20 protein-coding genes and 1 tRNA gene are annotated in these 18,844 nt (G+C 56.1%); 11 read left to right on the top strand and 10 right to left on the bottom strand.

The window, feature by feature from the left end; genetic code table 11:
* Window positions 1-133: 133 nt before the first annotated feature.
* Window positions 134-856, top strand: coding sequence for a DUF4410 domain-containing protein (locus HDF12_RS09670; protein WP_179582441.1), 723 nt, complete (start codon window positions 134-136; stop codon window positions 854-856).
* A gap of 90 nt (window positions 857-946) precedes the next feature.
* On the opposite strand, the gene HDF12_RS09665 is transcribed toward HDF12_RS09670, so the two are convergent.
* A complete protein-coding gene (locus HDF12_RS09665) occupies window positions 947-1,306 on the bottom strand; it encodes a hypothetical protein (protein WP_179582439.1) in 360 nt (119 codons plus the stop codon).
* A gap of 783 nt (window positions 1,307-2,089) precedes the next feature.
* On the opposite strand from HDF12_RS09665, the gene HDF12_RS09660 reads away from it, so the two are divergent.
* On the top strand, window positions 2,090-2,233 hold the full coding sequence (locus HDF12_RS09660) for a hypothetical protein (RefSeq protein ID WP_179582437.1): 144 nt from the start codon (window positions 2,090-2,092) through the stop codon (window positions 2,231-2,233).
* A gap of 63 nt (window positions 2,234-2,296) precedes the next feature.
* On the opposite strand, the gene HDF12_RS09655 is transcribed toward HDF12_RS09660, so the two are convergent.
* On the bottom strand, window positions 2,297-2,503 hold the full coding sequence (locus HDF12_RS09655) for a hypothetical protein (RefSeq protein ID WP_179582435.1): 207 nt from the start codon (window positions 2,501-2,503) through the stop codon (window positions 2,297-2,299).
* A gap of 589 nt (window positions 2,504-3,092) precedes the next feature.
* Between HDF12_RS09655 and HDF12_RS09650 the strand changes: the two genes are divergently transcribed.
* Entirely contained in the window at window positions 3,093-3,599 is a 507-nt protein-coding gene (locus tag HDF12_RS09650) for a hypothetical protein (RefSeq protein ID WP_179582433.1), read from the top strand.
* A 539-nt stretch (window positions 3,600-4,138) separates the two neighbouring features.
* Here the strand turns inward: HDF12_RS09650 and HDF12_RS22305 are convergent.
* Entirely contained in the window at window positions 4,139-4,264 is a 126-nt protein-coding gene (locus HDF12_RS22305; RefSeq protein ID WP_257025450.1) for a hypothetical protein, read from the bottom strand.
* Window positions 4,265-4,544: 280 nt separating this feature from the next.
* Between HDF12_RS22305 and HDF12_RS09645 the strand changes: the two genes are divergently transcribed.
* On the top strand, window positions 4,545-5,210 hold the full coding sequence (locus HDF12_RS09645) for a DUF2490 domain-containing protein (RefSeq protein ID WP_179582431.1): 666 nt from the start codon (window positions 4,545-4,547) through the stop codon (window positions 5,208-5,210).
* 147 nt (window positions 5,211-5,357) lie between these two features.
* Window positions 5,358-6,278: a transporter gene (locus HDF12_RS09640; RefSeq protein WP_348641653.1), complete on the top strand. Its 921-nt coding sequence runs from the start codon at window positions 5,358-5,360 to the stop codon at window positions 6,276-6,278.
* Between the two features lie 327 nt (window positions 6,279-6,605).
* Here HDF12_RS09640 and HDF12_RS09635 read toward each other — a convergent pair whose 3' ends face one another.
* A complete protein-coding gene (locus tag HDF12_RS09635; protein WP_179582429.1) occupies window positions 6,606-8,324 on the bottom strand; it encodes an alkaline phosphatase family protein in 1,719 nt (572 codons plus the stop codon).
* 204 nt (window positions 8,325-8,528) lie between these two features.
* Between HDF12_RS09635 and HDF12_RS09630 the strand changes: the two genes are divergently transcribed.
* Complete coding sequence (locus HDF12_RS09630; RefSeq protein WP_179582427.1) at window positions 8,529-8,708, top strand: hypothetical protein; 180 nt, start codon at window positions 8,529-8,531, stop codon at window positions 8,706-8,708.
* A 72-nt stretch (window positions 8,709-8,780) separates the two neighbouring features.
* Here HDF12_RS09630 and HDF12_RS09625 read toward each other — a convergent pair.
* The 4 genes from HDF12_RS09625 to HDF12_RS09610 form a co-directional block, all read right to left on the bottom strand.
* Window positions 8,781-8,855 (bottom strand) — tRNA-Asn (locus tag HDF12_RS09625).
* Between the two features lie 218 nt (window positions 8,856-9,073).
* A complete protein-coding gene (locus tag HDF12_RS09620) occupies window positions 9,074-9,895 on the bottom strand; it encodes a CAP domain-containing protein (RefSeq protein WP_179582425.1) in 822 nt (273 codons plus the stop codon).
* A 563-nt stretch (window positions 9,896-10,458) separates the two neighbouring features.
* Complete coding sequence (locus HDF12_RS09615; RefSeq protein WP_179582423.1) at window positions 10,459-11,217, bottom strand: WecB/TagA/CpsF family glycosyltransferase; 759 nt, start codon at window positions 11,215-11,217, stop codon at window positions 10,459-10,461.
* Window positions 11,218-11,486: 269 nt separating this feature from the next.
* A complete protein-coding gene (locus tag HDF12_RS09610; protein ID WP_179582421.1) occupies window positions 11,487-12,053 on the bottom strand; it encodes a DinB family protein in 567 nt (188 codons plus the stop codon).
* 369 nt (window positions 12,054-12,422) lie between these two features.
* On the opposite strand from HDF12_RS09610, the gene HDF12_RS09605 reads away from it, so the two are divergent.
* The 3 genes from HDF12_RS09605 to HDF12_RS09595 all read left to right on the top strand — a co-directional run bounded on the left by HDF12_RS09605 (window position 12,423) and on the right by HDF12_RS09595 (window position 14,163).
* Window positions 12,423-12,821, top strand: coding sequence for a hypothetical protein (locus tag HDF12_RS09605; protein ID WP_218892338.1), 399 nt, complete (start codon window positions 12,423-12,425; stop codon window positions 12,819-12,821).
* Window positions 12,822-13,038: 217 nt separating this feature from the next.
* The gene (locus HDF12_RS09600; protein WP_179582418.1) at window positions 13,039-13,425 is read left to right on the top strand and encodes a hypothetical protein; all 387 of its coding nucleotides are present in this window, start codon (window positions 13,039-13,041) and stop codon (window positions 13,423-13,425) included.
* Window positions 13,426-13,581: 156 nt separating this feature from the next.
* Window positions 13,582-14,163 carry a TetR/AcrR family transcriptional regulator gene (locus HDF12_RS09595; RefSeq protein ID WP_218892337.1) on the top strand — a complete coding sequence of 194 codons (582 nt, stop codon included), beginning with the start codon at window positions 13,582-13,584 and terminating at the stop codon, window positions 14,161-14,163.
* A gap of 85 nt (window positions 14,164-14,248) precedes the next feature.
* Here the strand turns inward: HDF12_RS09595 and HDF12_RS09590 are convergent, their stop codons facing one another.
* Both HDF12_RS09590 and HDF12_RS09585 read right to left on the bottom strand, forming a co-directional pair.
* A complete protein-coding gene (locus HDF12_RS09590) occupies window positions 14,249-15,253 on the bottom strand; it encodes an NAD-dependent epimerase/dehydratase family protein (protein ID WP_179582414.1) in 1,005 nt (334 codons plus the stop codon).
* A gap of 202 nt (window positions 15,254-15,455) precedes the next feature.
* Window positions 15,456-17,306 (bottom strand): mechanosensitive ion channel domain-containing protein, encoded by a 1,851-nt coding sequence (locus tag HDF12_RS09585; protein WP_179582412.1) that lies wholly within the window; start codon window positions 17,304-17,306, stop codon window positions 15,456-15,458.
* Between the two features lie 235 nt (window positions 17,307-17,541).
* On the opposite strand from HDF12_RS09585, the gene HDF12_RS09580 reads away from it, so the two are divergent.
* The gene (locus tag HDF12_RS09580) at window positions 17,542-17,877 is read left to right on the top strand and encodes an STAS domain-containing protein (protein WP_179582410.1); all 336 of its coding nucleotides are present in this window, start codon (window positions 17,542-17,544) and stop codon (window positions 17,875-17,877) included.
* Between the two features lie 124 nt (window positions 17,878-18,001).
* Window positions 18,002-18,826 carry an ABC transporter permease gene (locus tag HDF12_RS09575; protein ID WP_179583602.1) on the top strand — a complete coding sequence of 275 codons (825 nt, stop codon included), beginning with the start codon at window positions 18,002-18,004 and terminating at the stop codon, window positions 18,824-18,826.
* Window positions 18,827-18,844: the final 18 nt, after the last annotated feature.

Here is an 18,844-nt window from a genome sequence, read left to right as displayed (position 1 = left end):
CCGAAAAAAGAGAGCCAAAAAAAATTGAGAAAAAAAGATCAACCTCGTAGAATTGGCGCGTTCTCAAAGCACAACGTGCATCCGGGCCCCGAAGTATCGCCAATTATCTTGGCAATTTTAACTTGAGGCCCCAATGAAATTCATGCGACGGCTTTTGGCACTATCCCTCTTCTTCGCGGCTTTCAATCTTGTCGCTCAGGTTCCACCGACACAAGACGCTGCTACACCGCAGAAGCTGCCAACGTTCTCCTTCACAAAAGACATGACTATCTACGTGAGCGACTTTGAGCTGGATGCTGAGAATGTTCAGGTCGATAAGGGATCGGCGATCAGTCAAGCGCGACCCGGAATTCTGGAAAGACCTTCGAAGAGAGAGCAACGGGACCCAGAGGCCCAGGCAAAAAAGCTGGTCGAGACGATGTCGACGAGTATCGTCAGTGATCTCCAAAAGGCCGGCTACAAGGCGCAAAGATTGGCAGCGAACGATCTGAAGCCTGCCACCGGGGCGTGGGTGCATGGAGTGTTCACACAGGTGGATGAAGGGAGTCGTATTCATCGCGCGATAATTGGCTTTGGATCCGGTAAGGCAACAATGGAGCTATTTGTAACCCTAAGCAATTTGGCGACCCCCCAGAAGCCGCTTTACGAAGCTTCTGAAGATGGCGCAAGCAAAAACAAAGCCGGTGCCGTAATCACCCTGAATCCTTATGTAGCCGCAGCTAAGTTTGTCATGGAAAAGAAAGCGCCCGAAAAAACGGTCAAAAGTACCGCCTCAGCAATTTCAAAGGACGTCATACAGCATCTGCAACCGAATCCGATATCACTTGGGCTCCCAACCACCGCTAACCAAACTTAATGAGATCGTGAGCTGTAGTGGATATCTGAGGTCGTTCGTGTGTAATGGCCACGAAAACTGGCCATAAATACAGATCGCCAACCCAGATTGTTATACGGGTACAGCGACGCCGATGATGTAGCTTAGCTGACTTAATTCATCTTGATGGACCGAAATCGCCTCCCCGGCCCCGTGGGCGCCGGCCAGAAGCACGTACTGATTGTCATTTCGATCCAAGTAGCCGCATCGTAGATCTGCGCCTTTACGAAGTGCATAGACGCGACGACTCCAACCGGTCTTCGTCGTATCGCTCTCGATCTCAGGGATGCCGGGGATCTCCTCCAAAAGAATGAGTGAGCCCGGAGAGATCGGTGGATCGATGCCTTGGAGGGCGCTCCCGTGCGGAAGTCGGACGACTCTTTCGTCCAAAGACCGGAGTTGCGAAACCTTAGCGACAGCAACATGGGCCATTCAACAAACTCTTTACGGAGTGCCATCCACCGATCTTGCGGGACAGGTATATGAGGCCTGCGAAACGTTCCTGATAAATCCGCAAGGTGTCTTGTGTTGAGAAGCGTGTCGAGAGAATACCTTCCCCGATCAGACGCCATAGGCCGTTGCATACGGAGCGCATCGGTGTAGCGCGTCAGATGTGTCACAGAGAGTTGGATCAGTGCATCGACATGGGGCACCGACGACGTGGCCACCGATAGCGCCGCTCCGTCCTCCCACTGAGCTTCGTGTGGAAGATCGACTCCATTGCCTCCTGAATGCGTGGGAGGTCCTGCCGCGATCTCCGAAACCGGCGATGCTTGGTCGCAAACAGCCGATCCATAGACGGATGCTCCCAGGGCAGGACCAGCGATGCACTATGCTCAGACGTTGGAAGTGAACGCAGCAACGGATAGTCCGGCAGCGGAAGGCCCAACGCGAACATCCGTATTCGTCCTGCGATCCGACGTCTTTCGGATAAGCAAACTCCTGGGGCCCGTTGTATCTCCGGCCGGAGACTAACAATAGGAGTTTGCCTCGGGTGACGACACAGCGACTGCAGCGGTATCCGTTGCCAAACTGAAGCAAGTAAATCGCTCTTGGGTTCGGGCGCATTCGTTCCACTTCGTCAATAGGCACCACAAGAGCGCTTGCGCCCGGCGGCAGGCTGGAGCCCAGACTATCTTCTGTCCCTACGTGCACATAGAATGTACCCGGCTGCCGCCAACCCGCATCCTCCAAGGCGCGGATCGGGACGTTCCCTTGCCACTCCGGAACAAGATCCTGCAGGGTGGAACTCCTGGTAAAAACCTCGTCGCCGCCGCATTGAAACGGCAGATCCACCAGGCGATCACGTTCGAACGGATAGGTTTCGATGATGTGAGTGCGGCCAGCATTCAACTTTAGGTCATACTCTCGAATGCGCTCCAACTCGTATCCAAAGAGTCGGTGAGCACCATCGAGCGTCAATTAAAAGGCATCCGCAACCTCCAGAACGGCGTGGAGGGTTGGGTGTTCCTTGGTGCGAGAGAAATTCGAAAGTAGGTTCTTTGTCAGAATCTCTCGCTTCTCTTGCGCGCGAACGTCCTCTTCGCTGGAGAGCGGGAGTGCGCGGAAGAGCCCTCGGAGATGGATGAGCGCATCACCGATTTGCTCGCGTGGAACGAAGTTGTACACAGTGAGCAGCCTCCTCGAAAAGTCTCAGCACGGGAGTCGCAAGAGAAAACAGCAAAACAGGAGCTACAGCTTTTCAGCGGCTTGCCAGTTCAGAACGAGCGATCAATGGGTTTCAAGACATATGCGTAGCATCATACAAGCCACAATCTGGCGCCATTCGCTGCTTTTGCTGGTGAGAGATGCTGCGCAACGCCAATCCGATGCGCGAACTTGATCGTTCAACCACCTGAGGCAAATACGATTTGTATGTCTAGAGAACGGTAAACTCTTTCGTTCCTGCACGAAAATGCGGCAGAGACTTTGCCTGATATTTTTTTGATATCACCTGATAACTGAAAAGTATTGGACGGAATCGTCAATAAGCTGGAATCTCAAGACAGTCCTAGCTTGGTAGAAAGCCGCGGGCCTCACAGGATGTTGTGATGAACTCACGTCCAAGAATGCGGTTAGCCAATAAGGCTCATTACAAATGGCCGCACTCTAGACGGCGAGAGAATCGCAGGCTCGTCACAATCAAAGGTACAGAGGTTGGGTGACAAGGCATAGCTATCACACGGCGCGTCTATAACCGCCAGAATTGGAGTTAGAGATGGGAACCTATCTGCCAGCAGAGAGAACTCAACTTGCCTCGCTCGAAGCTCCTCCTAAATTCCGGCCGGGCTCCGTGACGGCGCTTGAAAGGCACTACTGTGTGGCTGAGATCGCGCAGCTGTGGGGTTTGAGCGAAAGCACCATCCGGCGGCTCTTCATCGATGAACCAGGGGTCCTGAAGATTGCTCATGAGGAGACGAGATTCAAGCGGCGCTATATCTCCCTAAGAATCCCGGAACGGATCGCACTCCAGGAAACCGGCGACTCCAAGGGGTTGCCTGAATCTTGGCTGTTGTCTCGCTTCGTGACCGGACCTCAACAGCCTTCGGTTAGGTCACGCTATCGTGTCTTCTCCGCCTCCCTCACAACCTCCTACCCAAAAGATGATGTCGGCTCTACTACTAAGAGAGCAGCATGCGCTCAGCCTAGAAATCGGGCGCACAACCTAGGCTATGAGGTGCGCGCCGAAGCGTGGGTCTGGGAAGAACCCGCGCTTCGGAAGTGAAAGCGATTTTGTGCTAATTTGTGCTAGCTTCCTGCGAAACATGCCACTTTGGGTGTTTTGTGTGTTTTTAGAATCAATAAGTTACGAGGCTCCACTGCGGAACATGGGTTTGATCCCGACCCGCGCCTCCATAATCTTCTCAACAACTTAGACAACTGATAAAGCCGCTACCTAAGCCGGCAATAAGGCTGCCAACTGACGTATAAGATTCTGAATAGGCCGATAAACGGTAATGCGGCCGGTCTGAGGTCAGGGTTTCGTCGGCGATCTCGGAGGCGGCTGACTTCGGTGGGTTTATCTTTCGCCGTGGTCTCGTCGAGGTTCGTGGCGGAAAGGGTATGTTTGTGGCTCTCCCTAAGATCACACGAGAGTTTTAAACGCTGAGTGACTTTGTGAGCATTTACACGCACTCGGCCGCAAGCCAATCGCGTACTCAGTAGAGAGATTGTGACCGCCGGGGCGACCGTGGCGCATTAACTCGCGTTGACAAAGGGGAAGCGCATCGTAAGAATCCGTCGCTTGGGTCTGGCTGATGGGTGTCACTTGAATCTAAGGCGTGTGGTGCTGTGGATGACTTTGAGAAGATCATCAGCGACTTCCATGGGGCGCTCATGCTCCAGAATCGGATCTCTGCTCTGGCCGCGAGGTGTAAAGGGGTTATCCATTACAATCATTCTTCCCGCACTACAAACTGTATTGAACGAACCTTATAGAAGCCGCCCAGCCGGCTACCGCCATGTTGCGGAGGTGTGGCTTCTGCGTCAACCCTAACATCGCGAACTCAGCAGTTGTACATCCGGAAAATTACTCATTGCGGTCGATGGCAGAGGTGCATACTCTCTATGTCATAGATTGTTGGAACATCAAATGTTATTCGTATTGGCCGATAGCAGAGATCATCGAAAGCGCCGATGGCCTTCGTTTCCGTGCGTTGGCCTTTTCATCTTGATCACAACGGTTTCGTTAGCAACGGCGCAGTCCCCCCAGTTCCTGCCTGAAATCGATTCCTCTGTCTCGATCAACCCGCTGGTGTGCCTCAGATTTCAGGCGAAACAGACCCGCGAGGGTGGCGACCCAACCCAGGCTGAACTGGGCCCCAGCGTGGATTTTTACCTCAAACCGTGGATTAGGCTTAAGAGCGTAACCGCGTTCGATCTGGACGAAGCCGAGAAGCGCGCTCTGATCTTCTCTGCCGGCTACCGCATTCTTCCCTCGGCGGACGCTAGTACCGTACAGCGACTGCAACTGGTCGCCACGGCCAATTTTCCTCTCCAGTGGGGTCTGTTGCTTTCCGATCGAAGTCGCGCCGACAATGACTGGACTAACGGAGAATACGACTGGCGATACCGTAATCGGATTTCACTGCAAAAGTCGCTTGCCGTTCACTCCTATCACCCAAAAATCTATCTCCGCGCCGAGGAGTTCTACGAGAGCAAATATCAGAAATGGAGCACCACAGCGTTATACCTAGGCGCTACCTTCCCTATCCGAAGCCATCTGGAACTTAGCCCCTACTACGATCATCAGAACAATACCGGCAAGAAGCCAAATCAGCAGTTGAATCAGCTGGGACTGATTGCGAACTTCTATTTCACTGCCACGAAGCGGTAAATAAAAATTGTGAATGACTTGCAATGAATCGATGTATTCCCGGGCAGGGCCCATGACAGTTATCATGGTCCGCCGAAGTGCCAGAGATCCGCACCGCCATGGGACTGGGAGCAAATTGAGAATAGAGGTAGAGGATTCTTGAGATTCGTGTTTCTTGCCGCGGCGCAGACCCTGTGGATCTGCATGGTGAGCGCGCAAGAACTTGCGCCACGGGCCTATGTCATTACTCCTTCGCAATTGAATGTAGTTACCGTGACTTGGTCTTTCTATGACGGGACTATCAACTATAACGGGTCGCTTCCGGTAAGTGGCGCTGTGGGAACGTATCAGGTTCCGAGCCTCACCTATTACCGTTCCTTTAGTATGTTTGGCCGCTCGGCAAACGCGGTCGCCTCGTTACCTTACGGACGAGGAACCTTCGAGGGAACCGTTACAGGAGCCGGACTGCGGCTCTATCGTTCGGGTCTGCTGGATTCGGTTTATCGCCTTTCGGTGAATCTTATGGGTGGTCGGGCGATGCCGATTCCGGAGTTTTCTCGATGGAAGCAGAAAACCCTTTTGGGCGTCAGTGTCAAGGTGGTCCCGCCTACCGGCCAATACGATCCGACCAAGCTCATCAATTGGGGCACGAACCGATGGTCTTTCAAGCCGGAGCTCGGGTATTCCCGGCGATTTCGGGCGCTCGTCCTAGATTCATATGCGGGGGTCTGGTTCTTTACCAGCAACTCCGACTTCTGGTCGCGCAACGTTTATTATTCCGGCACCAGAACTCAGTCGCAGAGTCCGATCGGGGCATTTGAAGGACATTTGAGCTACGACATCAAACCTCGGCTTTGGATATCTCTCGATGGGAACTACTGGTTTGGCGGGGAGACTAGTATTGGCGGAGTAAAAAATTCTCTGAGCAAGGAGAGCAACTCGCGGCTCGGGGGCACATTTTCGATGCCCATCACCAAGCATCAATCAATAAAGGTTAGCTATAGCAATGGCACCTATATTCGGTTTGGCGGTAATTATCAGAACGTTTCGGCAGCATGGCAGTATTCCTGGATCGGGAAACTTAGATAGCTCGGTGCTCTCAATTTGAGTGGAGGGGAGACGCCCATAGCGTGGGAATCTTCCTGCAAAGGTTGCTGCTGTTGGCCTTGACCGAACGGCCCGGACTTCCTGGCAATAAGCTGCACGTCAACCCTCTCCAAAAGAACGTAGTTTTCCTGGACATAGGAGGAGATGAACTAAGTGACTCGGGGATTTTTCACAAACTGAGGCAGCGACCCCAGGCTCGGACTCCCACCAGGGCCTCGAGTTGATCGCCCATTTTGGCGTTCTTCGGCGCAAAAAACCGGACGCCCCACGAAGGAGCATCCGTCGTTGATCCCGCTCTTACGGACAGGTTTACTTGAGTTGGACCGCGGGAAGAACGCTCGTTCCCTCCGCGCGAACGGCATCGAGTTCCCAAGGATTGAGACCCAAAGCTTTGAGGATGGTAGGCGCTACCTGGACGGTGCCCACTGCGGCGCGGACCGTGCTGGGTTCGAAAGACGAATGAGAGAGCAGGAGGATGACATTCGTGTCGTCGTGGGCGAACCCGCCGTGCTCCTCCTGCTTTGCGCTGCTGCCGGAGTAAGTAACGCCGACGTTGGGGGTCACGATGATGTCCGGCGAACGCGGGTCCTTGGTTGGGCCGTTGTAGTTGATCGCGAGTGACGGGCCATAGTAGAGCTGCCCGAGCGCGATTCCGGTGGCGGAAGCATTGTCTTCGAGGATTTTGACTCCGGCGTCAGTGTCGGAGGAGCTCTTCAGCCAGAGCAACGAGACGTCATCTTCCGTGGGTCCGATGCCGCTGCCGTTGGTCGATTCAGAGTCCGGAATGAAGCCTGCATTGGAGAGCAAGGTAGCAGGCGAGGTGCCGACCTTGAGTTGAGCGACATAACGGTTGGGATCGATAGGCGACTGGCCGTGCTTGGCAGTGATCACGATCAGGGTCGAATCATAAAGGCCCTTGTCCTTTAGCTCCTCGATGAATGCCCCGATCGAGGCGTCGACGAACTTGAACTCGTCCAGCAACGCCGCGCTGGGCGTGCCAGTGGCATCCAGATATCCGCCCGTCACGCCGTTGCTCTTCTCAATGAGCTTTTGGCCCACGCTGACGGCCTGGAAGTTCAAGCCAAAGATGGTGGGAACTTGGGTCTTCCTAGTGCCGAGGTGGTTCTTCCCATCGATCTCGTTGAGGATCGCGTCTACCTTCAAGGTGTCGTAGCACTGAATGTTCTGGAAGCTGTTTGTCCAAGCCGACACGTCCGAGCCTGGATCGAGGACGGTCGAGCAGGACACGCCGGTAGGGGTTTTGACGCCGGGGAGACCGATCACATTCGAGTTGATCTCAGGCGCGTAGAAGTCGTCGAGCGCGCTAGGGCCAATGCCAGATGCTACCGACGAGTACGCAGGGTGCTTGTCGGACCAGGCCGCGTAGCCACCCGCCTTGTGAATGACGCTGAAGATGCTGTTTGCGCGGACGAACTCCCACGGAAAGACGGGTGCACAGCCCTTCCCTGGGTCACGGACCAGTCTCTTGGGATCGATAGAGGCGAGGCCCCCATCAGTCAGCGCTGCACCAGGCGCGCCGCCGTTTACCTTGCTCTGGTCGATGTCGATGCCTTCTTCATATTCGGTGGTCGTCCCGGTCGGGGCGGCGTAGGGAGTGCAAGAGCCGGCCGCGAGACCGTTACCGGTGGTCTTGGCGGGAGCGTCGTAGTTCCGGGAATACGCGACGTCGTAGTAAACGCCCGTAAGGGCTGGGCTTCCGCCAGTGATGATCGCGGTCAGGCCGGGGAAGGAATCGGAGGGCTTTGAGGTGCTGGCGGCGACATAGTTGATGCCAGTCTTGCCAAGGGCAGCCAGCGCAGGACAGTAAGGTTGGCCACCGTTGACGGTGCTAATACCTTTCGCGCAGTTTGCAAAATCGACGGCATGCATGCCGTCGACGCTGATCAGAAGAACGTGCTTAATGCGGTCACGGCCGAAGTGGTCATGGTCATCGTCATGGTCTTGTGCTGCCGCAGAGACTGCCGAACACGCGGCCGCGAGGGAGAGTAAGGCAACTAACTTTTTCATTGATATCCTCCGCGGATAATCATTGGCTAGTCATTGGGATTCTGACATTGTCGAGGTGTAAAAATTCGATGAACTAATTTAGCGACCGCATGCGGGCGACAAGAGAGAGCCGAGTTCCCGCGAATTTTGGTGCCTGCTTGAAATAACGGATTGGCAACTAAGCGGGATACAGCGGCCGAAACCGGGAATGGAAATCGCTAAATCGTGATGCTAGATGAGCTCGGCTTCGATTCCTTCAACGCGGAACAGCGCGCTAACTCGGGAACGATCGTCACCACTTGCCGCTTCATGATCGTCTCTGGGCCGACGGTGAATACACTGCGATTGGGCCGAAGCAGGCGCAAAAACAGCAAGCCAGCACTCAGTACAGATGATCCTGCCTAAGAAGACTGTGTGCGCTTAGTGTGTGAAGTTGTGTGGGATTGTGCTTGAGAGAAGAACTAAGTCTGGATTTTTTGGCTCCTGAGGTAGGACTCGAACCTACAACCCTTCGGTTAACAGCCGAATGCTCTGCCATTGAGCTACTCAGGAACGTCTTTGGACCGCGGAGGACTCACGCGCTCTCTCAGTTATAACAAATCAGGTTAGAGGGGTCAAAGGCCACCTGGGAGCCAGCGTCAACACAGTGGCATTACGATGCACGGGAAATGTTTTTGAAAGGGCTGCTGCCTACGCCCACGCGTCCTCAGACTACTACGCGATGCGATCTCAGCCACTCATGACAGCCGGGTGCTGGCTGCTCTCCGTTGTCAGGGGTAGAGAAGGACTGCGATATTGTAGGCCGTGAAGGGGCTGTTTCGTGTTACGGAACAGGCTCCGACGACGGCCTGATGATATTTGCCGGATGCCAGTTTGCTTTTGAGCTGACTGGGGATCTGATTTAGACTTCCAGCGGTGTAACGCATGATGTACCAAGGTTGGCGGGAACCCGCGTAGCCAGTGGACATTGTGCAGGTCTGACGAGCTTCTTCGGTGGTTTCTGTAACGTGCATTCCCGACTGTGCGATTACGCTGGCAACGGTGCGCTCCTGCTGGTTGAGCGACAGAGTTTGAACGTTGCTGGCGAAGTCTTCTACTGCGTAGAGTTGATGATCTCGAGTAACGATGGCGATTCCGATTGAATCTACGTTGGGATCAAGCAGATTGGCGCGGTGGCCGGGCGAGTGCATCCAGAGATTGTGGATGATGACAGAGGTGGGGGCTTCGGCTACGTTTTCTGTAATGAGGCTGAAGTGTGCGCCAGCATTGGCTCCGCGAGCAGCGAGTGCGGGCTCGCCATCGAATTGGTGGGAGATTTCGGCGTGCGCGGCCATCTCGCGGGCGTGGATGGCGGAGGCTTCGGCCAGGACCGGGTCGAAGCGGAGTGGCTGAAGTCCTTGATTGACGCGGTCTTCGTTTGCGGCGGCGAGGAGATACTGCTCGGCTACGGTGAGATTGCCTGAGGATTCGAAGCTTTGGGCAGTAAGGGCGCGCGACGATAAAAGCAGCAACGCGGCCAACGAGAAGTAGCACAGGCGAGATTTCTGCAATGAAATCAGAGACTTGGCGCGCGCTACGAAGAGGGCCGGCATGAGGCTCATTCTAGGTTTGGGGTGCCGGGGTGGGTAATACAACTTTATGGTTAGCATGAGGTCCCCTGCCCTGCCTATCGGTTGGGACGCTGCGAAGGTGAGGAAACGATGCCTGCAGTTGCAAACTTTAGTACTAGAAAATTCGCAGAGGTAAAACCTCACTTTTGCAGGGGGTTTTGTAGATTTTGACTGTTTTGTGGTGGTGAAATCGTGGTGAAGTTGTGGTGGACTGCGTGGTGAACGTGGTGTTCTGGACGGGGTCTTTTATGGAGATAGAAAACACGCCATGTTTTTCAAGTTTATTTTCGACCTGTTGACCGGGGGATCTCTTTTTGGAACTCGCATCAGGGTAGTCATGGGATAGGGATTGGTTTTTGCCCGGAGAGCGGGATTTCTTTGTTGCTCAAGCTGCCGAACAGGGGGAAAAGCATTCCTCGCGTTCGACTCCGCTCAGTGTGCAGATGGCGATGAGAGGAGCAGATAAGACCCTCTGTAACAACAGGAGGTTGGTCTAGGGAGTTGGTCTAGGGAGTTGGTCTAGGGAGTTGGTCTAGGGAGTTGGTCTAGGACTTGAGTGCGGGGAGGCGGCCGCGGTTACGGAGCATGATGGCGAGGAGCTTGCGAGCGTCCCAGTAGCGGGGGATGTAGCGCTTCGGTTCGGCGAAGGAGCGGAAGAGCCAACCCAGGTAGTACTTGTCGGCCCAGACGGGGATGAGGACCTGATCGCCGCTGAGGAAGGCGATGGCGGCACCGATGCAGTGGATGGCGGGGCGATAGGCGAGGTTGCGTTTGAGGTAGAGGCCTAGGCGCTCCTGGGTTCCGCCGCCGATGGTGACGATGACGTGCTGGGGGCGAAGGCGGTTGAGGCGTTCGAGTAGAGCTGGATCGTCGATAGGAGCGCTGCCGTACATAGGGGCCATGTAGACATAGTCCTGAGGGATGACGATTCCCTGCCTTGCGAGCCAGTCGAGATTGCGTTTTGCGCTGACCGGGCTCGCCATGATCCAGAGGACGTTGCCGGGTTCGCGAATGTCGGATGCGAGGAGGAGTTCGCGGAGATACTCGAGTCCGGAGAGGCGCTTGATGGGAGTGGGCTGGAGACGATTCCAGATGAGGACCATGAAGGCGGAGTCGGTGATGGCGAGGTCCGCGTTGAGGAGTGCGTCGCGATAGTCGGGGCTGCGGTCGAGGTCTTTGAGGGCCGGGGCTGCGGGGACGACGAGGAGGCCGCCTTTGGTGCGCATGATGTCGATCGCCTCCTTTGCGGAGCCGTCGAAGAAGTCGATGCCGAGGATACGGTGGGTGGGAGGAGTTGTCGACATGAATAGTTCGCTTCTATCTTATTCGAAGACGGGCTCGCTCTTTGTTAGTTCGTGTCACTACACGCATGCGAGGGTGGCCCGGAAGATGACGAGCTAATTCCAAGCGGAGAGAAAAGCGGTTCGCGCAGGGCGCGAATACCCACATCTCAAAATCGAGATATGGGGCACCCAGCTGGTGGGCGACCACGAGGATGTCTCATCGCGCTGGACCTGCGCGGCCTCCCACTGAGGAGTACAGAGCTTGCACTCCCCAGTTGGCAACAGGTTGGTTACTTTTTGGGGCGTGATTCAGGAGGGACCAGGCCGGCGACGCGGTAGTAGACGACGAGCTGGCCGTAGTGTTCGCCCGAGTGTTCGATGAAACCCCAAGCCTGATCCGAAAGACGAACTTGTTGATCCTTGGAGAAGGGGTCCAACATCAGATCGCTCATGCCCGAATCGCCCTTCTGCTTGAGGAGCGCTGCACCGTCTGCAAAGGATTTCTTCACAAAGGCAACCACTTCAGCCTTGCTTTTGTACTGATCCCGTTTGGGATCACCCTCAGGAACCTTCTTCCCGAGGAGTGGGTTAATGAAATAGTAGTTCGCGCTCGCCGCATGGAGCAGTTGCTCGGCAAAGCTTCGCTCGACAGGAACGGGCTTGAAATCGTATTTGTCTTCAGGAAAATCTTCTGCCATCGCGGTTAACTTTCGCCCGACATCGTTCCAGGCGTCCAACAATACCTGTGAAGGGTTTGCCGGTGGTTTTGGCGTGAGTTTCTTCGCGTCATCCTGTGCATGCGCTTGATGTGGGCTGACGATCAGGGCGAGAAAGAGCGCTATGAGAATCTTCTTCATTTACGAACCTCCGGCAGTTCTGCCGTTGCAGTCCAATCATCTTAGCCAAAAATACAATGGTTGCCGAGTGTGTGATCGAAAATCGTACGCTCGCCTGGCGGGGTCGCCATAAGAGTTCGCTTTGATACAGTGCCTGCGAGTCGTCAGGCAGTTTGAGGTGAAGAGTAAAACGGTTTGGCGCGAGGCGCGAAATGCCCCACATCTCAGAATCGAGATATGGGGCTCCCGGCGCATTGAAACGGCTGCCCGGTACCTCGTCCCCCATCCTTGGCCCGGCGGAGTCTTCGGAAAGCCGATTATGTTAACCTTCATGGCATGAAAGTAAGCGTGCCAATACGTGCTAACGCGTTACTCGCAAAATTTTACGCGATGAAGGTCAAGGAGCTCGATTTAGAGATCAATAAGATATACACGTTGATGATCGGCGACGCGGGACCGGACGAAATTGCATCGGGGGAAATGGATGCACGAATCGAGAAGGCTAGCGAAGCCACGGCCAAAATGCAGTATCAACGGAAGGCGTTTCGACAAATGCCATTAATCGCCAGAGCTACACAGCTCGGTATTGATATTCCCGAAAGCTATTGGGAACCCGGAAATTTCGGCCTCTCTTACAAGCCACTCAATCATCAGGGATATAGCTGGCTTGTACGAGAGATAGGAAAGAACAAACTGTCAACAGTCAAAGATTGGGTTTCGGTCATTAGCCCTATCTTGAGTTCTATTATCGCCATTCTGGGACTGCTTGTAGCCCTTCGAAGGCACTAACTAATCCGGCCCGTATATCCAGCTGCCGCCCTGACAGAAGCATTACTAACCGTGTTCCTGACTCAGTTGCATTGTGAGAGTAGACCATCGTATAGGCGTCTCATGGTGAGAGGGTCCACGTCTTGAGTCGCAAACTCCATCCAACAGATCGATTTCGAGCACCAATTGTTGTGTAGCCGCTGGGTAAAAATTGTGAGTTTTGATGTAGGAGATCGTCATGGGTAGGTTTCGGTCGCTTGCGGTTGCGGTTTTGTTTCTGGTGAGTTCTTTATGTGTTTTATCAATGGCTCAGGGGCCGGAGCAACAGGGGCGGCCGGACAACGTTGCAGGCAACTGGACGATCTACGCCAACAATATCGATAAGGCCGGGAGCTCCTTGAAGACCGTTCAGATCACTCAGAACGGCAGCATTCTGACGGGTCGCTTCAAAGGTCCACATCAGTCAGGGAAGCTTCAAGGATGGGTCCATGTGCATCACGTCGAGTTCAGTACAGACACCCGTGAGGTGCTGACGTTCCGTGGACAGATTCAGGGAGACACCATGTCGGGACTCTACGGAATCAGGGGCAGGCACGCTGAGTGGCATGCTCAGCGCACGAACTGAGTTCCTTACGATGTGATGGCCTCTGGGTTTGAGGTCGTTGAGTGGATCTGATAAGCGCGTGTTCGGTTTGACTGAACGGAATCGCGAGCTACCCTCCGTCCATCTAATCGACAGGTCTCTATGTGGGTGGGTAGAGTACCTATGAATGGATGGACCATGGCTAAGCATTCACATCGGGACAAGATTTTAGAGAGCGGACTACGGGTTGTGCACGAACGCGGCTTTACAGGGGCCAGTGTGAGGGATATCGTTCGGGCGGCCGGCGTTCCGCAGGGCTCGTTCAGCAACCATTTTGCTTCGAAGGAGGCGTTCGGGGTCGAGATTTTGAACCTGTACTTCGAGCAGACGCTGGAGATTATCAGGAAGACGCTCCACAACAAAGAACTTGCTCCGCTGGCGCGAATCCGGGCTTATGTAGAGGACGTGGACGCATCGCTCCTCAAAAAAGACGAGTTGAACGGATGCCTGATGGGCAACCTGAGCCTGGAGTCGGGCGAACAGAGCCCTATGATCCAGCGACGTCTCGCTGAACTCTTCACGGAGGTGCAGAAGGAGATCGCAGACTGTGTGCGAGACGCGGTGAAGGCGAAGGAACTGCCTCCGTCGACCAATGCGAAGGATCTTGCGACCTTTATTCATGCGTCGCTGGAGGGTGCTCTGCTGCAGTCGAGAGCAGAACAGAGTCGCGTGGCGATGGATCGCTACAAGCGCATTCTTTATTCGACGATCCTGATTTAGACTCTCACGTTTTGTTTGAGGGAAACGATATGGCCCCCGAAGTGTTGTTGCGCTTCGGGGGCCGTATTGTTTTCGTTCTCGACGATTACCTTGTAGCGGCAGCCAGAGGCTTGGCGGCGAGGATCTCGTCTTCGATCCAGGCGTAGGTCTTTGCAAGGCCGTCGCGAAGCCTGATCGACGGTGCCCAGTTCATCTTTTCCTGGATGAGGGTGTTGTCGCTGTTGCGGCCGTTGACGCCCTTGGGGGCGCTGAGATTGTAGTTGCGCTTGAGCTTGATGCCGGCGATGTCTTCTGCAATGTCGACGAGTTGGTTGATGGTGACGAGCTCGTCGGAGCCGAGGTTGAGGGGCTCGTGAATCTCGCTTTCGGCGATCATCTGCGTGCCCTTGGTGCAGTCGTCGATGTACATGAAGGAGCGGGTCTGTTTGCCGTCGCCCCAGATCTCGATCTCGTGCTTGCCGGAGTGCTTGGCTTCGATGACCTTGCGGCAGACTGCGGCGGGAGCCTTCTCGCGGCCTCCGGTCCAGGTGCCTAGGGGTCCGTAGACGTTGTGATAGCGGGCTACGCGGGTCTGGAGGCCGTAGTCCTCTTCGAAGTGGCGGCACATGCGCTCGGAGAAGAGCTTCTCCCAGCCGTAGCCGTCTTCGGGGAGGGCGGGATATGCGTCCTCTTCTTTGAGGGCGACGACGTCGGGGTTGGTCTGCTTTTCGCCGTTGTAGACGCAGGCGGAGGAGGAGTAGAAGAAGCGCTCGACACCCTTTTCGCGGGCGGCCATGAGCATGTGGGTGTTGGTGAGGACCGAGAGCATGCAGAGGGCTTTGTTGTTTTCGATGAAGCCCATGCCACCCATGTCGGCGGCGAGCTGAAAGACGACGTTGGTGCCGGCGGCGGCCTGGAGGCAGCTGTCCTTATCCTTGAGGTCGAGGGAGAGGCTTTCGACGCCTTTGGATACTTGATACCACTCGTCGAGGGGCTTGATGTCGACGGCGCGGATGACATCGACGCCATTGGCGAGGAGGCTTTGAACGAGGTGGCCGCCGATGAATCCACCGGCACCGCAGACGACTGCTTTCTGTCCTTTGAGCTTCATAGGGTAGAGACTCCTTGGGGTCTTAGGTTAGAAGCTATTGAAGTGGTTCAGGTTATCCGTTAGACCGCTCTGGCAGTGCATTTCCCGCTTTGCTTCCAAGTGCCAAGTATAGCTTGGAGGGATAGGGGGTTGATATGAGAAATAACTCCTAACGGGAGGGATTGACTTTTCGAATTTTTGGTAGCGTGAATTGAATTTGAGATCAGACTTTCGTCAGCTCTCGTTGATCGATGGTGGATCGCGCGGGTGCTGTGTTTACTGGTTTGTGGAGGAGATCGATGACGGACTGGTAGAGGCGGTTGCGGACATCGAAGCGGTCGCCGGCGCGGATGACGTAGCGGACGACGATGTCGACGCCGGAGGCTGCGGGTCGCATGTCGACCGATGGGGTGGCTTTGAACTGGCTGAGGCCGTTCTGGCGCGTGGCGCTCTGCCACTCCTGCTCGGCGAGCTTGGCGTCGCGTTCGGTTTGTTTCAGGACGGTGTTGTGGATGGCTTCGATGGTTTTGTAAGAGTCGACGCCGGGTGGGATGTTGACAGTGATCTCGTCCCACATCCACTGGCCGGTGGTGGAGAAGTTGAAGTACTGACCCGAGATGGCGAAGTTGTTGATGAAGGTGACGCGGCGTCCGGTGGGATGGCCTTTGTCGGTCCAGTTGCCGGTCTCGAGGAGTGCGGTGCGGAAGAGACCGATCTCGACGACCTCGCCGCCTACGCCGTTGATCTCGACCCAGTCGCCGACGCGGATTCCATTTTTGCCCATGAGGATGAACCAGCCGAAGAAGGCGAGGATGAAGTCCTGAAAGACGACGGTGAGGCCTGCGGCGCCGAGGCCGAGGATGGTGGGGACCTGGCTGGGTGCGCCGAAGATCACGAGTAAGACGAGCAGCAGTGTGACGAACTGGATGCCGAGGCCGATGATTGTGCGGAGGGTGTGGAGCCGGCGCTGCTCCATACGGGAGCGGTCGATGAGCTGACCGACAAAAGTGGCGAGGAGGACGCCGCAAAGAATCAGGAAGGCGATGAGGGAGAGCGACTGCAGAGCGAGGTGAGTGACGATGGAGTGCTGAAGCTCGACCTGCGCGAGCCATTTGCCGTAGACGGCGGAGAGCTGCTGCTGGGTCTGGAGCTGGTCCTCCACGATGCTGTGCATCTGCGAGAAGGCATGGGCCTGGGCCATGCGGGCTACACGGCTCTTTATGGCGTCCTGCGGAGGGGCGGTGCTGGGTTGGGCGGTGGATGGGTTGATGCTGGATGCGTTGATGCTGGCTGCGGCGGTTGAGGCTTTCTTTTCGAAGTCTGCGTGTTTTGCAGTGAGGGCGACGATGTCGTTGTCGGTCTCGGCTTTGGCCTGGCGGATGAGGTCGATGCGGCTGCGCTGATCGAACCAAGCGGAGACGCGGCCGTAGAGGGTACCGTAACGGCGGGCGGAGAGAACGGCGATCTGACCGCCGGTGTTTCCCTGGGCCGCGTCGTACTTCTTCATGGCGGCTTCGCGGGCGGTGAGCTCCTGTTGCAGCTCACCACGCTGGTCGCCACTGAGGCGGGCGAGCTGTTCGGTGAGGTCGGCGAGTTCGTCAGTGTCCAGCTGGAGCTGGGCCTTGGCGACGTCGAGGTCGTCGGAGTCGGCGATGGAGCCGTTGGGCTGTTTGAGGGAGGTGGTAAGGGCGTCCACTTTGCCCTGATCTTCTTTGACGAGCGACTGGACCTGGGCGACTTTGTCCTGGAGGGCGAGGGCGTCGCCGGTAAGGGTGCGGGTCTGGAACGCCGCTTGGCGAAGGGCGAGAGCGAAGGCCTGATCGACCTCGTGGTCGGCCAGACGGGCAGCCTCGTGAGCGAAGGATTGCTCTTCGGCGGAGACGGCGAGGGGGGCGAGGGACTCTATTGTCTGCCACGGGCGCTGGTCGACCAGGTTGTTGGCTCCGGCATGACTGCCGTTGGCTTTGAGGAAGGGCATGTGGGCCATGGCGCCGCGCGTCCACCAGGCCGCTGCGAGACAGAGGACGAGGAGGGAGGCGGGAAGGGCGATGGCGAGACGACGGAGATCCTTCATCGTTTAACCCTACATGCTCCTTCAGTTAGCTTCAAAGCCCCGTTAGGGTCATTGCGCATGCAGGGTTTTGGGTTGGGGAGACATGTGTTGCAGATGCCGCAGTTACGGCCGGACGTCTTTGTGCAAAGAAAATTGGGTTACGGGACGGGCAAAGCAGGTCGTAACGGGAATTTAACAAATCCTGGAGGGGCCGCAGGGGTACATTGCTTCGGTAGTGCTTCTCCGGGAGATTATTGTGACGAATACATCAGAGGTTCCTTTTCATTGTGCGGTAGAAAATTCGACGGAAAACGGCGTCAAGGTAACGACGGTTCGCTGCCATGGCCGCCTGATCAACCAGACCGCTGGTGAAGTGAAGGAGATCGTTAAGCCGTTGATTCCTCAGGGCGGAAAGATTGTGATCGACTTGGCAGAGGTGACGTTTCTGGATAGTCTGGGACTGGGAACGCTGGTAGGTTTGAAGGTTTCGGCGATCAACGAAGGGTACTGCACGTTGAAGCTGCAGAACTTGTCGCCCCGCATCCAGGAGCTGCTGAAACTTACGAGTCTTACGAATCTGTTCGCGTCCTAGGTTGCGCGTGTCGCGGGCGGTTGAGTCTGGATGTTTATCAGGACATTGTGCATGTAGGATTTAGGGCGTGGAGACTTCTGTTGCAAACGCCGGGGTTGCTCCTGGGCGATCGCTGGTGGGGGCGATGCGGAGACAGCCGCTGGCGGCGGTGGGTGTGACGCTGCTGGTGGTGTTTGCGGTGTGCGCGGTGTTTGCTCCGTGGCTGGCGCCGTGGGATCCGGCTCAGTTGGATCTGACGGGACGGCTGATGGGGCCTTCGACGGCACATTGGTTCGGGACCGATGAGCTGGGGCGGGACATTCTCTCGAGGACGCTGTTTGGCGCGAGGATCTCGCTGGTGGTGGCGGTGAGTGTGGTGGGGTTGTCGTTGGGGGTGGGGCTGGTGGCGGGTGGACTGGCTGGGTTTTATGGCGGGTGGACGGACACGGTGGTGAACATCTATGTGACGAATGCCTTTCTGGCGCTGCCTGGGATTCTGCTGGCGATTGCTTTTGTTGCGTTTATGGGGCCGGGGCTGGGAAATGTGATTCTTGCGTTGGCGATCTCGGGGTGGGTGGGGTATGCGCGGCTGGTGCGGGCGCAGGTAATGGCGGTAAAGGAACGGGAGTTTGTGGAGGCAGCAAGGGCGCTGGGGGCGACGGATCTTCGCATCATGACGCGGCATATTCTGCCAAACATCCTGCAGCCGCTGATTGTGCAGGCGGCGATTGGCATGGCGGGGGCCGTGTTGGCGGAGGCTACTCTGAGCTTTCTGGGTCTGGGGGTTCCGCCGCCGGCAGCGAGCTGGGGTTCGATGTTGAATGATGCACGATCGCATCTGTTCGACTCGCCGCATCTGGTGTTCTTTCCGGCGATGGCGGTGATGCTCTGCGTGCTCTCGTTCAACTTTATCGGCGATGCGCTGCGGGATTATCTCGACCCGCGGACGCAGCTCGGGACGGGGCTGTAAAAGCGGCGGGTTGGGTTA

Origin of the sequence: Tunturiibacter gelidiferens (genome assembly GCF_013410115.1) — a bacterium.
GTDB lineage: Bacteria > Acidobacteriota > Terriglobia > Terriglobales > Acidobacteriaceae > Edaphobacter > Edaphobacter gelidiferens.
The sequence above is the reverse complement of the archived record's forward strand: the minus strand, read 5'-3'. Positions and strand labels throughout refer to the sequence as shown.